Origin of the sequence: Serratia plymuthica, from assembly GCF_018336935.1 — a bacterium.
Classification (GTDB): Bacteria; Pseudomonadota; Gammaproteobacteria; order Enterobacterales; family Enterobacteriaceae; genus Serratia; species Serratia plymuthica_B.
Window position 1 is genome coordinate 1,851,953 of record NZ_CP068771.1, and the last position, 13,930, is coordinate 1,865,882.

Annotated in this window: 14 protein-coding genes; 10 read left to right on the plus strand and 4 right to left on the minus strand. The window is 55.9% G+C overall.

Annotated elements, in window-relative coordinates; all coding sequences use genetic code 11:
- Positions 1-589 precede the first annotated feature (589 nt).
- The 7 genes from JK621_RS08815 to JK621_RS08845 all read left to right on the plus strand — a co-directional run bounded on the left by JK621_RS08815 (position 590) and on the right by JK621_RS08845 (position 7,344).
- Positions 590-1,627 carry a LacI family DNA-binding transcriptional regulator gene (locus JK621_RS08815; RefSeq protein WP_212559462.1) on the plus strand — a complete coding sequence of 346 codons (1,038 nt, stop codon included), beginning with the start codon at positions 590-592 and terminating at the stop codon, positions 1,625-1,627.
- A gap of 206 nt (positions 1,628-1,833) precedes the next feature.
- A complete protein-coding gene (locus JK621_RS08820; RefSeq protein WP_212559463.1) occupies positions 1,834-2,757 on the plus strand; it encodes a TIM barrel protein in 924 nt (307 codons plus the stop codon).
- A 14-nt stretch (positions 2,758-2,771) separates the two neighbouring features.
- On the plus strand, positions 2,772-3,944 hold the full coding sequence (locus JK621_RS08825; RefSeq protein WP_212559464.1) for a Gfo/Idh/MocA family protein: 1,173 nt from the start codon (positions 2,772-2,774) through the stop codon (positions 3,942-3,944).
- Positions 3,945-4,097: 153 nt separating this feature from the next.
- Positions 4,098-4,307 carry a hypothetical protein gene (locus tag JK621_RS08830; protein WP_212559465.1) on the plus strand — a complete coding sequence of 70 codons (210 nt, stop codon included), beginning with the start codon at positions 4,098-4,100 and terminating at the stop codon, positions 4,305-4,307.
- A gap of 194 nt (positions 4,308-4,501) precedes the next feature.
- On the plus strand, positions 4,502-5,578 hold the full coding sequence (locus JK621_RS08835; RefSeq protein WP_212559466.1) for an SMP-30/gluconolactonase/LRE family protein: 1,077 nt from the start codon (positions 4,502-4,504) through the stop codon (positions 5,576-5,578).
- Between the two features lie 250 nt (positions 5,579-5,828).
- Positions 5,829-6,572, plus strand: coding sequence for a DUF3658 domain-containing protein (locus JK621_RS08840; RefSeq protein ID WP_212559467.1), 744 nt, complete (start codon positions 5,829-5,831; stop codon positions 6,570-6,572).
- Positions 6,573-6,699: 127 nt separating this feature from the next.
- Positions 6,700-7,344, plus strand: coding sequence for a Qnr family pentapeptide repeat protein (locus tag JK621_RS08845; protein WP_212559468.1), 645 nt, complete (start codon positions 6,700-6,702; stop codon positions 7,342-7,344).
- Between the two features lie 43 nt (positions 7,345-7,387).
- Here the strand turns inward: JK621_RS08845 and JK621_RS08850 are convergent, their stop codons facing one another.
- Both JK621_RS08850 and JK621_RS08855 read right to left on the minus strand, forming a co-directional pair.
- Positions 7,388-7,786: a hypothetical protein gene (locus JK621_RS08850; RefSeq protein ID WP_212559469.1), complete on the minus strand. Its 399-nt coding sequence runs from the start codon at positions 7,784-7,786 to the stop codon at positions 7,388-7,390.
- A 278-nt stretch (positions 7,787-8,064) separates the two neighbouring features.
- Entirely contained in the window at positions 8,065-8,460 is a 396-nt protein-coding gene (locus JK621_RS08855) for a LysE family translocator (protein ID WP_249337163.1), read from the minus strand.
- A 406-nt stretch (positions 8,461-8,866) separates the two neighbouring features.
- Between JK621_RS08855 and cspE the strand changes: the two genes are divergently transcribed.
- From cspE to JK621_RS08870, 3 genes are all read left to right on the plus strand, one after another.
- Positions 8,867-9,079 carry a transcription antiterminator/RNA stability regulator CspE gene (cspE, locus tag JK621_RS08860; protein ID WP_004943356.1) on the plus strand — a complete coding sequence of 71 codons (213 nt, stop codon included), beginning with the start codon at positions 8,867-8,869 and terminating at the stop codon, positions 9,077-9,079.
- A gap of 500 nt (positions 9,080-9,579) precedes the next feature.
- Complete coding sequence (locus JK621_RS08865; protein ID WP_212559470.1) at positions 9,580-10,008, plus strand: universal stress protein; 429 nt, start codon at positions 9,580-9,582, stop codon at positions 10,006-10,008.
- 330 nt (positions 10,009-10,338) lie between these two features.
- Positions 10,339-11,094, plus strand: coding sequence for an SDR family NAD(P)-dependent oxidoreductase (locus JK621_RS08870; protein WP_212559471.1), 756 nt, complete (start codon positions 10,339-10,341; stop codon positions 11,092-11,094).
- Between the two features lie 39 nt (positions 11,095-11,133).
- On the opposite strand, the gene JK621_RS08875 is transcribed toward JK621_RS08870, so the two are convergent.
- Both JK621_RS08875 and puuC read right to left on the minus strand, forming a co-directional pair.
- Entirely contained in the window at positions 11,134-12,414 is a 1,281-nt protein-coding gene (locus tag JK621_RS08875) for an NAD(P)/FAD-dependent oxidoreductase (RefSeq protein WP_212559472.1), read from the minus strand.
- 11 nt (positions 12,415-12,425) lie between these two features.
- Positions 12,426-13,922 (minus strand): aldehyde dehydrogenase PuuC, encoded by a 1,497-nt coding sequence (gene puuC / locus JK621_RS08880; protein ID WP_212559473.1) that lies wholly within the window; start codon positions 13,920-13,922, stop codon positions 12,426-12,428.
- Between the last annotated feature and the right edge of the window lie 8 nt (positions 13,923-13,930).

The following is a 13,930-nucleotide window of genomic DNA, read 5'->3' on the forward strand; positions in this document are numbered from 1 at the left end:
TAAGCCGATTTGTTTACGGATTTTTGTGTAAATTATCAATAAGTCTTATTGATTGTGTTTCATTTTGTGAGTTTACCTTGATGATAAGGGGTGGGTTATCTACGTTTTATGTGAGCGCATTTTCACCTGAAACTAAGAGGTAGGTGTATGACTGAGCATAAACGACTTAAATTTATTGAGATAATTGTTGCGATCGCTTTTGGCGGTTTGGTGATTTACCTGATGGCCACGGGCGCTTTGTCATTGTCAGGGTTGGAGCACCATTGGCCATATCCATCAAGATAACTGTAGTGATTTGCCAGGGTATGCTGAACACGGCGGATAAAAAAATAAAATTACGCTATTCAGAGGTTGCGTTCGGATGAGGAAAGTACGGCGGAGATCCATAAGCTTAAACGCCGGCCGCTCAATCTCCCGCTCAGATCGGATGTCTTTCATCACGCCTGACCCATCAGGCGCTTCACCCTTATTTGATCCCCACAACGACTCAAATCGCTATTAGCGCGCCCGATCACACAAAACCCCAGACCGGGTTTCTTCCGTCATAGATGCCATGATAGTTTTTATCAAAATCATGATGAGGCAGAATATGGCAGGCAAGAAAACCACCATGAGCGCCATTGCCCGGGAGGCACGGGTCGGCATTGCTACGGTTGACCGGGTGATGAACCGGCGAGCGTCGGTACGGCCGGAAACGGAACGCAAAGTTATCGCAGCGGCGAAAAAACTGGGCTTTGCCCGCGAAAAGTCTCACCGGTTGTTTGAGGCGGCCGGGCAGTCGCCGGTGCGGCTCAAAATGGGTTTTATCCTGTTGCAACGCGAACATTCTTTCTATGCGCAGTTAGCGGAAAGCCTGCTGGAACAGGCCGCGCCGTACTACGATCTGGCCCACCCGCCGCAGTTCGTTTTTCATGATATCAGCGCGGTAGGCGATACCGCCGCTGCCATTACGCAACTGAGCCAGAGCGTGGATGTGATGGGGGTCGTGGCGCTGGATAACCCGATGATCCGTTATGCGGTCGAAGAGGCCAGCCGCGCGGGCGTCAAGGTGTTTACGCTGCTGTCGGACCTGTCGGTGCACAGCAGGGCCGGTTATGTGGGCCTGGATAATCAACAGGCCGGCCGCACCGCTGCCTGGGCGGTAGAGCGTATGTGCCGAAAACAGGGGGAAATCGGGGTTGTCATCGGCGATAATCGCTTCCTGTGCCAGGAAAGTTGCGAAATCAGCTTTCGCTCTTACCTGCGCGAACATCTGAGTGGCCACCGGGTGCTGGAGCCGCTACGCAGCCATGAACGGGCCGAAAGCGCCAGACAGGTAACCTTGAGCATATTGGCGCAGCGCCCCGAATTGGTGGCGTTGTACGCGCCCTGCGGCGGCGTGGAAGGGATTATCGCCGCGTTGCGGGAGAGCGGCAGGCAGCACGAGGTGATGCTGGTTTGTCACGGCCCGGTGGAAAACGCGGAGATGGCGTTGATCGACGGCACGCTGGATCTGATGTTGACGCATCGCATTCATGAATTCGCCGCGTCGGTCATCAACACCTTTGTCGCCGCCGCCGGCGGCGAACACCCTGGATTTATGCAGATCATTAACCGCTTTGATCTGATCACCAAAGAAAATATCTGATCGCCGGGCCCCGCTGCGGGCCGTTGCCCTCTGAGTTGTCGCCGATGTCTTGCGGATCGCGGTCTGTCTGTGTTTGATAAAAAACTATCATTACGACTATCAAATTTAACGCGATCTCCATCAAAAAATGAAAGTTTCATTATTGTTGGTTTCGAAATATTTGTTTGATACTGGCGCGACATGCTGCCTGAAACGGAACCACAACGATGAATTTACCTATTGCCAATGCACCCTGCAGTTGGGGGGTGGACGACCCTAAAAATCCCTATCTTCCGCCTTATCAGAAAGTGCTGCAGGAAGCGAGCGCCGCCGGCTATCACAGCATTGAGCTGGGGCCGTGGGGGTACTTGCCGATCGAGGCCGCGGCTTTGAGTGCTGAACTTGAGCGGCACAGCCTTTCGCTGGTGGCAGGCACCATTTTTGACGATCTGGTCAGCGAGCAAAACTTCAGCCATATCCTCGCGCTGACGCACAACATTTGCCGCAATCTGTCGCAGGCGCCTAAAGCGCAGAACACTCAGGGCGGGGCTTTCTCAGCGCCGTATCTGGTGATTATCGATTTCGGCAATCCGCAGCGGGCCAAATTGGCCGGCCAGTATGCACTGGCGCCGCGCCTGAGCGATGCGGATTGGAAACGGATGATCGGCCACATCAAAACGGTCAGCGAGATTGCCTGGCAGGAATATGGCGTCAGGCCGGTGATCCATCCGCATGCCGGCGGCTGTATCGAGTTCGCCGATGAAATCGAGCTGTTGGTTAGCCAAATTCCGCACCAAACCGCCGGATTATGCCTGGATACCGGCCACCTGTATTACTCCGGTATGGATCCGGTCGCCTGGCTCGAACGCTATTTCTCCCGGATTGATTACCTGCATTTCAAAGATGTTAACCCGCAGGTGTTCAATGACGTGCTGAAACGCGGGCTGGATTTCTTTACCGCCTGCGCGGAAGGGGTGATGTGCCCACTGGGGCAGGGTGCAATTGATTATCCAGCCGTGCGCGAATTATTGGCGGCGCACGGCTATCAGGGCTGGATCACCATTGAGCAGGAGCGCGATCCGCGCAACGTGCAGGGCAGCCTGCAGGATGTGACGGAAAGCCTTAATTATTTGCGAACAGTCGGTTTTTAATCAGGAGAAACGTGATGATCAACGGCATTAAACCTCTGGAGCGCTCCCTGCGTTGGGGCATGGTCGGCGGTGGTGGCACCAGCCAAATCGGTTATATCCACCGTTCTGCGGCGCTGCGCGACGGTACCTTCAGCCTGGTGGCGGGCGCCTTTGATATTGACGCGCAACGCGGGCGCAGCTTTGGGCAAAGCCTGGGAGTGGCGGCGGAGCGCTGTTACCCGGATTACGCCACGCTCTTTCGGGAGGAAGCCGCCAGGGCAGACGGCATCGAGGCGGTTTCCATCGCCACGCCAAACAACACCCACTTTGCTATTTGCCAGGCGGCGCTGGAAGCGGGTCTGCACGTGGTGTGCGAAAAACCGCTGTGCTTTACCGCCGAAGAGGCGCAAATACTGGTCGAATTGAGCCAAAGGCAGCATAAAATTATCGGCGTCACCTACGGCTATTCCGGCCACCAATTGATTTTGCAGGCCCGGCAGATGATTGCCGACGGCCTGCTGGGCGACATTCGCATCATCAACATGCAGTTCTCTCACGGTTTTCACGCCACGGCGGTGGAGCAGGAAAACCCCAGCACGCGCTGGCGGGTAGACCCGCGTTTTGTCGGCCCGAGCTATGTGCTGGGCGACCTGGCCACACATCCGTTATTCCTGGCGGAAACCATGGCGCCGCAATTGAAGGTCAAACGCCTGATGTGCAGCCGCCAGAGCTTTGTCAAAACCCGCGCGCCGCTGGAAGATAACGCCTATGTGCTGATGGAATACGACAATGGTGCCGTTGGCTCTATGTGGTGCTCCGCGGTCAACAGCGGCTCGATGCACGGGCAGAAGATACGCATCGTCGGCGAGAAGGCCAGCCTGGAATGGTGGGACGAACAGCCTAACCAGATGCGTTTTGAAGTACAGGGCGAGCCGGTGCGCATTCTGGAGCGCGGCATGCCTTACCTGGATCACGCCGCGTTGGCGGACGACAGGATTGGCGGCGGGCATCCCGAGGGGCTGTTTGAAGCCTGGTCAAATCTGTACCGACGTTTTGCGCTGGCGATGGACGCCACCGACCGGCGGGACGAGGCTTTCCTGGCGGATTTTTGGTACCCCGACGTGCATGCTGGGGCGATGGGGGTGCGCTGGGTGGAAAACTGCGTGCGTTCCGCCGATGCCGGCGCCAGCTGGGTTGAGTTTCGCTAAAGCCCCGCAAGCGCGGTGGAGCCTCGGCTCGTCCCATTTTAGTTCGTTTTTTCGTCACCCAGACGCCAGAGGGACGATACAGTGATCAGCCTCATTAGAGAAAGGGGGAAAGGCTGATAGGGTAGGGGTTGGCCTAATCACAAGGAGAGAAGGATGTTAGAGCAATACTACCCGGCGACGATGAGCTCCAAACCCGTCACGGACGAACAGCATAAAAGGCGAGTGGCGGTGCAGGTGGCGTTGGAGTTGATCAAGGCCACCCTGTCCGATACCAACGACGGCAACGGCGTGGATTTTCAGCTGAAAGCCGCCGAAAAGCACATTGGCCCCCTGGCGGATGCCATACAGGAAGCCTTGAAGTAAGCTCCTGCCGCCCATAATCAACCGCCCCCTTTGGGCGGTTTTTTTGTGCCAGCTTTGCTGGCAAACCGCGTTGAGCGCACAGCCATCGCATGATTGCTGTGATTTTTTCATTAGCTTATTGCCTTTTTCCCGACTAGTGCCGTTTTCAGCACCCACCTACTATGCAGATCCGGTTAATTACCAGGTTCCCTGTCATGTTCAAGCATACCCTATCATCAACTTCACCACTGCGCTTTGGTGGTATTACGCTGTTGGTCAGTTTCGTCATGTTCTTTGCGGCTGCCGCGCCGACCCAGGGCGCGCAGGTTATCACCTTTGTGCCCGATGCCGCTGGGGGATACCCCGAGAGCATTGCCTGGAATGAGCGCGCCGGGGCGTTTCTGGTTTCGTCGCTGCGTGGCGGGCAGATCGGCCTGGTTTATGAGGATGGGCGCTACAGGCATTTCGCCGTCGACCGTTCACAGATCACGACTTCCGGCATTGTCGTTGACGCCGTGCGCAACCGCGTGCTGGTATGCAACGAAGATGTAGGCATTGCGCTCAGGTCTTCACCCGGTACGCACAATCGCGTGGCGCAGGTGCTTGAGTTTGATCTCGACACAGGTGCGCTGCAACATGTCTATGATTTCTCGCCGTTGAGCAAAGGACCGACGCTCGCCAACGATCTGGCCCTCGACGCGCAAGGCAATGTCTACGTTACCGATAGTTTCCAGCCGCAGATTTATAAAATCGACCAGGCAACCAAGGCGGTTTCGATACTGGTGCGTTCCGAACGTCTGATGCCCGCCACGACCACAGCGGCGTCGGGGGCGAAACCTTATCTCAACGGAATTGTTTTCCACCCGGACGGCTATCTGATCGCCGGGGACTATTCCCGTGGTCTGTTGTGGAAGGTGGCGCTGGATGGGACGCACGCTCTAAGCGAAATCAAGCTGCCACAGCGTTTGAAAGGGCCCGACGGGTTACGTCTTAAAAACCCCGACACCCTGGTGGTGGTACAGTCTTTCCCTGGCACCGGACAGGGCATGTCGGGGGATGTGACACTGCTTTCTTCATCCGACGGTTGGGCTAGCGCGCGCATTACCGCTGTTGTCACGCCGCCGGGATTGGATGGACCCACTGCGGCGGCAGTCAAGGATGGTGAGGTTTGGGTTGTCAATTCACGTTATCCTCGCCTCTTTGCCGATACCGCGAATGCCGATCGCACGCGCGAGTTCAGCATCGTCAAGGTGGCGTTTAGCGATGGCCAAAATGTCTCCGGGTTGCCATGAAGGGCCGTAACGCCCACTGATGGGGCGTGGATTTTCAACTGAAAGCGGCTGAAAAGCATATTGGCCCCCTGGTGGATGCCATACAGGAAGCCTTGAAGTAAGCTCCTGCCGCCCATAATCAACCGCCCCCTTTGGGCGGTTTTTTTGCTTTTTGTCCGGCATATTCGGATTGTTTGTCATAGAGCGAAACGGGAAAAGTTGTAAAATCGACCTCAGGATTATCTTAAGAAAGAGCGTGAGGAGAGCGTTGATGAAGGATGTGCATATCGCACTGTCGGGCAGTTGCGTACGGTTGGCTTACCCGGGAGAAGACGTACTGGATTTTCCCGACCGGCTGTCATTCGGGCCGCTGTATGCGCTCGACGACGATGGTGCGTTGCAGGCCAGAACCCGCTGGATGCGCGAATTGTACCAATCCGTTCACGCGCCTGAGTGGGACACTTCCGAAGAATGTCAGGCGGGGATGACGAGGTTAAAAGCGCAGCTTGCCGCCGTTACCGGGCAAGTGACGCTGTGGGTCGGCAATAACGCCGATGAACAGCTGATGCTGCGTGCGTTGCTGCCACTGCTTGGCGAACTCCCTGTCTTTACCGTCAACGTAACCGAACACACTGGGCGGGCGAGCACCCACTGCTGTGCGGCGGAAATGCTGGAACCCTTGTGGATCCGCCGACGTGAACTGACCTCGGCAGACAAAACGACACTCACCGCCGACTGGCAACGTCTGCTGGCGGAAAATGCCCCGGTGCGGATCTTTGCGGAAAACGCGGTTCGCGGCCAGGCGCAGGATTTTCACGACCGCCAATTGCTGGATGCCTGCCCCGCAGATTACACGCAGGGTTCGCGGGTGGTGGGCGAAGCGATGGTGAATTCGCCTTATCCGGTGGGGGATGCCTTTCTGAATTTCCGTCTGTACGCCTTGATTGCACAGGGGGCATTACAGGCTCAGACCGCCGGTCTGAACATGAACCGCATCAGGGTCAGGCAAGCATAAATCCCCTCCCGCCACCTGCCGGTTTTTTTGTGCCTTTTGGCGAGGAAAATACGCCAAAGCGGTTTTCTTGGCCGAAAGGATCGGCTTATAATGCACCGCGGACTGTATAAATAAACAGGTGGATTGCATGGCGCTGGTTTTGGATGGCGAGAAAATTGGTCGTAACCGGTTTACCGGTGAGAAGATTGAAAACGGCATTTTTCACAACTGCGATTTCTCGGGAGCGGATCTGACCGGCACCGAGTTTATCGACTGTCAGTTTTATGATCGCGAGAGCCAGCAAGGCGGCAATTTCAGCCGCGCGCTATTGAAAGACGCCAGCTTCAAAAGCTGCGATTTATCGATGGCGGACTTCAGAAACGCCAGCGCGCTGGGCATTGAAATCCGCGAGTGTCGCGCCCAGGGCGCCGATTTTCGCGGTGCCAGTTTTATGAACATGATCACCGCGCGGACCTGGTTCTGCAGCGCTTACATCACCAAAACCAACCTCAGCTACGCCAACTTTTCGAAAGTGGTATTGGAGAAGTGCGAGCTATGGGAAAACCGCTGGAATGGGGCGCAGGTCCTCGGCGCGACCTTTAGCGGCTCCGATCTCTCCGGCGGCGAATTTTCTTCATTCGACTGGCGTGCCGCCAACTTTACTCATTGCGATCTGACCAATTCTGAATTGGGTGAGCTGGACGTGCGCGGCGTCGATTTGCAGGGCGTAAAACTGGACGGTTATCAGGCGTTCCAGATCATGGAACGGCTGGGTATTGCGATTATCGGTTAAGCGCATTGAAGAGCACTTGCTCCTCCTGACACGGCCAGAAAAACTAGCGTGTCGCTGGGGCCAGTGAGTTGATCACTGCATCGGCATTGACCGGGATTTCCCGAGTCGTTACCGGGATAGTGAAACCCGGCTGTTGGGTGAAGTAACGGGCATCTTCATTGACCGGTGTAACAAAAATCGCCAGATTATCATTGGCCTGCATCACGCCTTCCGGTTCGAACAGCGCGAACAAAGGGGAAGCGTGCGTATCGGGCGAAGAGCAAGCGGAAAGCCAGAAACCGTTTTTACTGGTGTACTTGCACTGGGCGTTTTTACCGGCGATTTGGGTAATTTGCTTTTCAAGCAGCGCATTAGCGTTTGACACATAGCTGGGCGGCGTCGGCTGACACCCCGTCAGACTGATAGCAAGGGCTACCAGAGCCACTGTCTTTTTGTAAATCATAACCATCCCGTGACAACCACCTAGGTAACTATATTGGTGCTTTACTATAACGATCCTAGCAACTGCGATGCGCCGTTGTCGAGAACTTATTGATTGGTTAAGGTTTTGTTACTAAAACATGACAGCTGGACAGGGGTATTAACAGCGCGTACCCGGCAGCCCTTCACCTTTATATCAGCAAAAAATCAAAGCAACGGTGACAAAAAGGGTCATCTGAGCGCCATGTTCAAGCCGTAGATAAATACCGAGAGAGCCTGCCGGAGTGCAGTTATTTAAGTCTAAACGGATTTTCCCGTTGGTACGCCTCGTGAAATATTGGTCGCGATACCCTGCAGAAAGGCGACGCGGGATCCGCTTTTTGCACGGGCGTCGGGGTTTATCAAACCCGAGGCGGGTTTTGCCTTGGCGAACAGGCGGCAGCCAAACCAAATCAGATAGCCGGCTCCGGCGATTTTGACCGCCATCGCCAGCCAGGGGAACAGGGCAAAAATCAGGTCGATGCCGAGAATTGCGCCGCTGGCCCAGAACAGATTGACCAGCACTATGCCGGCTACCAGAGCGAAGGCTTCCGTTCGGCGGGCAGAGACGGCTTTATGCGCTACGGCGACAAAATTGGGGCCAGGCACGACTACGCCGACGACATACAGGGTGAAGACGGCGATTACTGCGGGCATATCGATCATCATGTTACGGCCGATTCAGAAAGGAACATACCGGCAGTTTTATAATGAATCGCGGCCATAATCCATCCTGATAACGTGCGGAGCGAAAATTTGTCTTCCGTCTGTATGTCGCCTTTCTCGGCGGTGAGTTTTCCGCGGGGGAGCGTAATAAATTCATCGTGTAAGTAAATATAATTATAAATATCCCTTGATTAAATAATTCAGCTGTGTGTAAATAGCGTCATCGGTTTGTAGTACAGACCTTATGAAAGCAGTTTTAGTAAAGCAGTTCTCAGTATTAGTGATATCCCATAGATACCTCTTCTTCCGCGAATTACCTTCTCTAGTGCCCAATAAGTTTCCAACAAAAACAGACCTCTATCGCCGTATGGCGTCTCAAAATATAAAGGAAATATCTATGTCTACTAAAATGACTGGTTTGGTAAAATGGTTTGATGCGGGTAAAGGTTTTGGTTTTATCTCTCCGGCAGACGGCAGCAAAGACGTGTTCGTGCACTTCTCTGCCATTCAGAGCAATGATTTCAAAACTCTTGATGAAGGCCAGCGCGTTGAGTTCACCATCGAAAGTGGTGCAAAAGGCCCTTCAGCAGGCAACGTAGTGGTTTTATAATTTTAAGGTAATGTTTTATTTCTTGCGATAGCGATGATGGCTTGAGCCGGAGCGGATGAGAAATAAAAAGTTGCCCGAATAAACTCCGGGGTTACCCGGAGTTTATTTAAAGCTGAATATTTCGCTCTGTTTTAGTTGCGGTAAATATTCTCAACAGAAAAACAGATTGGCGTCGCCACGTTAATAACGACACTGATTCAGTCTTTTTTTCTGTTGTGAAAAAGTTGTGCTTAGGCTGCGTAACGTTGGAGTGTTCGATGGACGCTTACGCCATAACATGACAGCCGGGAAAGTAACCGGCAAACATTGATGACCCTGGCTAAACGCCGGGGTTTTTTTATGCCTGTCGGTCAGAGTGCATCGTTCCATGGCCAGAACCGCCGGGGCCCGATAAGCGGTAATCCTGGCGCTGAACTAAACTTGAACTGTAGAGGAAACGAGTGAAAAGCCCCTGTCGGGGCGCCATTTCTGTTCATCAGCGCAATGTGGAGGGCAGCATCATGGCTTATCAACATATCGTTGTCGCAACCGATCTCAGCGAAGACGCGGAGTTTCTGCTCGGTAAAGGCGCCAGGCTGGCCGGCGCTCTCAATGCCAGGCTATCCCTGATCTATATCGATATCCACCGTACCGGCTATTACGCCGAACTGGGCGTGGGTGAATACAACTACACCGACTCTACTTTTTCGGAACGCGTGAAAAATACGCTGAACGCGATCAAGGGCCAGTCCTCCTATCCGGTTGAAGAGGTGATTATTGGGCGCGGCGAATTGACGCAAGAGCTGAATAGGGCGGTGAAAGCGAAGGGCATTGATTTGGTGATTTTTGGCCATCACCAGGATATCTGGAGCCGGCTGATGTCATCGGCGCGACAGGCCATCAACCATCTGCAGGTTGATCTGCTGGTGGTCCCCATCGACAAGAAATAAATCTGCTTATCGCCGTCGCTAAACGGGACGGCGATGATTTTCCATTACCGTCCCTTATCTTACCAGTGGCGCTATAGGGCAGTTGTTGAACTTATAGAACGCTGATAATCCCTCGATAAAACAGTTTCACGTCTTTATTTTATCAATTCTATCAATGTATTGGCTTAATTCCGATAATGCAGGGCCTGTCGCATTGAATTGGCAGGAGATACCTCTTTATGGTTAATAAACCGCACGTTTTGACTGGCCCTTGCCCTTCATGAGTTTTATCCTTGAGCCTCAGCAGGATTTGTATGATTTATAGAAATACATTCACATGGAGGAGGTTTCATGCGTTTCGACAATAAAGTGGTAGTGATCACCGGCGCAGGCAATGGGATGGGAGAGGCGGCGGCACGCCGATTTTCCGCCGAGGGCGCTGTGGTGGTGCTGGCGGACTGGGCGAAGGACGCGGTAGATACCGTTGCCGCTTCGCTGCCGAAAGGCAGGGCGATGGCGGTGCACATCGACGTTTCCGACCCGGTTGCGGTTGAAAAGATGATGAAAGAGGTGGCGGAAAAACTGGGCCGTATCGACGTGTTGCTGAACAATGCCGGCGTGCACGTGGCGGGTACAGTGCTGGAAACCAGCGTGGCCGACTGGCGGCGCATCGCCGGGGTGGATATCGACGGCGTAGTGTTCTGTTCCAAATTCGCCATGCCTTATCTGCTGAAAACCAAGGGCTGTATCGTTAACACCGCCTCGGTATCCGGCCTGGGTGGCGACTGGGGCGCGGCATATTACTGCGCGGCGAAAGGGGCGGTGGTCAACCTGACGCGCGCCATGGCGCTGGATCACGGCGGCGACGGCGTACGCGTGAACTCGGTGTGCCCGAGCCTGGTGAAAACCAATATGACCAATGGCTGGCCGCAGGAGATCCGCGACAAGTTCAACGAGCGTATTGCGTTGGGGCGTGCGGCAGAGCCGGAAGAAGTGGCGGCGGTGATGGCGTTTCTGGCCAGCGACGACGCCAGCTTTATCAACGGCGCCAACATCCCGGTTGACGGCGGCGCGACCGCATCAGACGGCCAACCGAAGATCGTTTGATCCTTGGCATAAAGGGCCCAGCATGCTGGGCCCCTGGCATCACACCCCCATCCGGTCCCGCAGCGTGTAGTAGGCCGCGCCAATCGCGGTGAACGGGATTTGCAGGTTGCGGCCACCGAAAAACGGCAGGTGCGGCAGCTTGGCAAAGGCATCGAAACGTTCCGCATCGCCGCGCATCAGCTCGGCAATCAGCTTGCCCGCCAGATGGGAACAGGTCACGCCGTGGCCGCTGTAGCCCTGCATGTAATACACATTATTTTCCAGCCGGCCGAATTGCGGCATGCGTGACAGCGTGAGCAGGAAGTTGCCGGTCCAGCGGTAGTCGATGCGTATGCCTTTCAACTGCGGGAAAGTTTTCAACAGTTTTGGCCGGATCAAATTATCGATATCGTCCGGATCGCGTGCGCCATACACCACGCCCCCGCCGTACAGCAGGCGGTTATCGCCGGTAATGCGGTAATAATCCAGCAGGTAGTTGCAGTCTTCCACGCAGTAATTTTGCGGGATCAGCGACTGCGCCACTTCCGGCGCCAGCGGTTCGGTAGCGACCACCTGCGTGCCGCACGGCATGCTTCGTTTCGCCAACCGGGGCTCCAGCTTGTCGCCCAGATAAGCATTGCCGGCCACAATCACATAGCGGGCCTTCACCTGGCCACCGGCGGTGCTGACCAGCGCAGGTTCGCCGTGGCGGATGTCGGTCACCGCGGACTGCTCGAAGATGCGCCCGCCCTGCAGGCGAATAGCCTCGGCTTCTCCGAGCGCCAGATTCAGCGGATGAATATGGCCGCCGCTGTGATCCAGCAGAGCGCCGACGTAGCGTTCGCTGTTCACTTCCTCACGGATGCGCCCGGCGTCCAACAGCTCCAACTGGGTATTGCCGTAGCGCTCCCAATTCTGTTTCTGCTCGATCAGCGCATGATATTGCCGGTTGTTCAGCGCGGCGAAGATGCCGCCGGGGCGATAGTCGCATTCGATGGCGTATCGCTTGATACGGCTGCGAATGATCTCTGCGCCTTCGAACATCATGCTGCCGAGCACCCGGGCGCTTTCTGCGCCATAGCGCTCTTCGATGACGTCTATGTCGCGGCTGTAGGAATTCACCAACTGCCCGCCGTTACGGCCGCTGGCGCCAAAGCCGATGCGGGCGGATTCCAGCACCACCACGTTGTAGCCGGCCTCTACCAGGAACAGCGCCGAAGACAGACCTGTGTAGCCGCCGCCGACGATACAAACGTCGCATTCAATGGATTCATTCAGTTGCGGGTAGGGCTGATGGCTGTTGGCCGAAGCCGCATAATAGCTTTTTACGTGTTCAGTCATGATGGGGGCCCTTATTCCAGCGAAATCCAGGTGGTTTTCAGTTCGGTGAATTTATCCAGCGCGTGCAGCGATTTGTCGCGGCCATTGCCGCTTTGCTTGTAGCCGCCGAACGGCACGGTCATGTCTCCGTCGTTGTAGTTATTGACGAAAACCGAACCGGCTTTCAACTGGCGAGCCATGCGGTGGGCGCGGGACAGGTCGCGCGTCCAGACGGCGGCGCCCAGGCCGTATTCGCTGTCGTTGGCCAACTGCAATGCCTGCCGTTCGTCGTTAAAGGACGTCACCGCCAGCACCGGGCCGAAAATCTCATCGCGCGCCACGCTCATGGCGTTATCCACCAGGGTAAGAATGGTGGGGCCGAGATAACCGGCATGGCCGCTACGCGGGTGATCACGGCCGTCAAGGAACAGCGCTGCGCCCTGGCTCAACCCTTGTTCGATATAACCGGCCACTTTTTCGCAGTGGGCCTGATCGATCAGCGTGCCCATCACCGTGGCAGGATCGAGCGGATCCCCCGGCACGAAGGCTGCCGCATGCTTGCGCAGGGCTTGCAAGAATTCCTGCTGAATGCTCTCTTCCACCAGCAGCCGGGTGCCGGCGATGCACACTTGCCCCTGGTTGTAGAAGATACCCGCCGCCGCGCTCTGTGCCGCTTTGTCCAGATCCGGGCAGTCGGCAAAAATGATATTGGCGCTTTTGCCGCCGGCTTCCAGCCATACCCGTTTCATATTGGATTGACCGGCGTAGATCATCAGCTGTTTGGCAACCAGGGTGGAGCCGGTGAAGGCGAGGGCATCGACGTCGTTATGCAGCGCCAACGCCTTGCCTGCATCGTGGCCGTAACCGGGGACGATGTTCAGCACGCCGTCCGGCAACCCGGCCTGTTGCGCCAGCTTGCCCAGATAGATCGCGCTCAGCGGGGATTTCTCCGAAGGTTTGAGGATCACGCTGTTGCCGGTGGCCAACGCCGGGCCGAGCTTCCAGCAGGCCAGCAGCAGCGGGAAGTTCCAGGGTACGATAGCGCCAACCACCCCGATCGGCTCGCGTTCGATCAACGCCAGCGCGTCGCTGCCGGTGGGGGCGATTTCGCCGTAGACTTTGTCGACGGCTTCGGCGTACCAGCGCAGACAGCGGATAGCGCCGGGCACGTCGTCGCGCAGGCTGTGGAGGATCGGCTTGCCGGTATCCAGCGTTTCCAGCAACGCCAGCTCTTCGTGATGCTGCTCCATCAATGCCGCCAGTCGCAGCAGGGTAGCCTTGCGTTGCGCCGGTGCGGCCCGTGACCACTCGCCGCGCTCAAACACCTCGCGCGCCGCGCTGACCGCCAGATCGATATCGGCGCTGCTCGCCCGCGCCACCTGCGTCAATTCGCGTTGCGCGGCCGGATCCTCCACGGTAAAGGTTTCGCCTTCAGCGGCCTGTTGATAACGGCCATTAATAAACAGTCGGTTTTCAATATTCAGGGCTTGCGCCCGGTGTTGCCAATACTGCAGGTGATGGAAGTCCATGCCTTGCT

Bases quoted from the DNA above. Each gene is read 5' to 3' on its own strand.
- JK621_RS08815 (WP_212559462.1), top strand. From the start codon at position 590: ATGGCAGGCAAGAAAACCACCATGAGCGCCATTGCCCGGGAGGCACGG.
- JK621_RS08820 (WP_212559463.1), top strand. From the start codon at position 1,834: ATGAATTTACCTATTGCCAATGCACCCTGCAGTTGGGGGGTGGACGAC.
- JK621_RS08825 (WP_212559464.1), top strand. From the start codon at position 2,772: ATGATCAACGGCATTAAACCTCTGGAGCGCTCCCTGCGTTGGGGCATG.
- JK621_RS08830 (WP_212559465.1), top strand. From the start codon at position 4,098: ATGTTAGAGCAATACTACCCGGCGACGATGAGCTCCAAACCCGTCACG.
- JK621_RS08835 (WP_212559466.1), top strand. From the start codon at position 4,502: ATGTTCAAGCATACCCTATCATCAACTTCACCACTGCGCTTTGGTGGT.
- JK621_RS08840 (WP_212559467.1), top strand. From the start codon at position 5,829: ATGAAGGATGTGCATATCGCACTGTCGGGCAGTTGCGTACGGTTGGCT.
- JK621_RS08845 (WP_212559468.1), top strand. From the start codon at position 6,700: ATGGCGCTGGTTTTGGATGGCGAGAAAATTGGTCGTAACCGGTTTACC.
- JK621_RS08850 (WP_212559469.1), bottom strand. From the start codon at position 7,786: ATGATTTACAAAAAGACAGTGGCTCTGGTAGCCCTTGCTATCAGTCTG.
- JK621_RS08855 (WP_249337163.1), bottom strand. From the start codon at position 8,460: ATGCCCGCAGTAATCGCCGTCTTCACCCTGTATGTCGTCGGCGTAGTC.
- cspE (WP_004943356.1), top strand. From the start codon at position 8,867: ATGTCTACTAAAATGACTGGTTTGGTAAAATGGTTTGATGCGGGTAAA.
- JK621_RS08865 (WP_212559470.1), top strand. From the start codon at position 9,580: ATGGCTTATCAACATATCGTTGTCGCAACCGATCTCAGCGAAGACGCG.
- JK621_RS08870 (WP_212559471.1), top strand. From the start codon at position 10,339: ATGCGTTTCGACAATAAAGTGGTAGTGATCACCGGCGCAGGCAATGGG.
- JK621_RS08875 (WP_212559472.1), bottom strand. From the start codon at position 12,414: ATGACTGAACACGTAAAAAGCTATTATGCGGCTTCGGCCAACAGCCAT.
- puuC (WP_212559473.1), bottom strand. From the start codon at position 13,922: ATGGACTTCCATCACCTGCAGTATTGGCAACACCGGGCGCAAGCCCTG.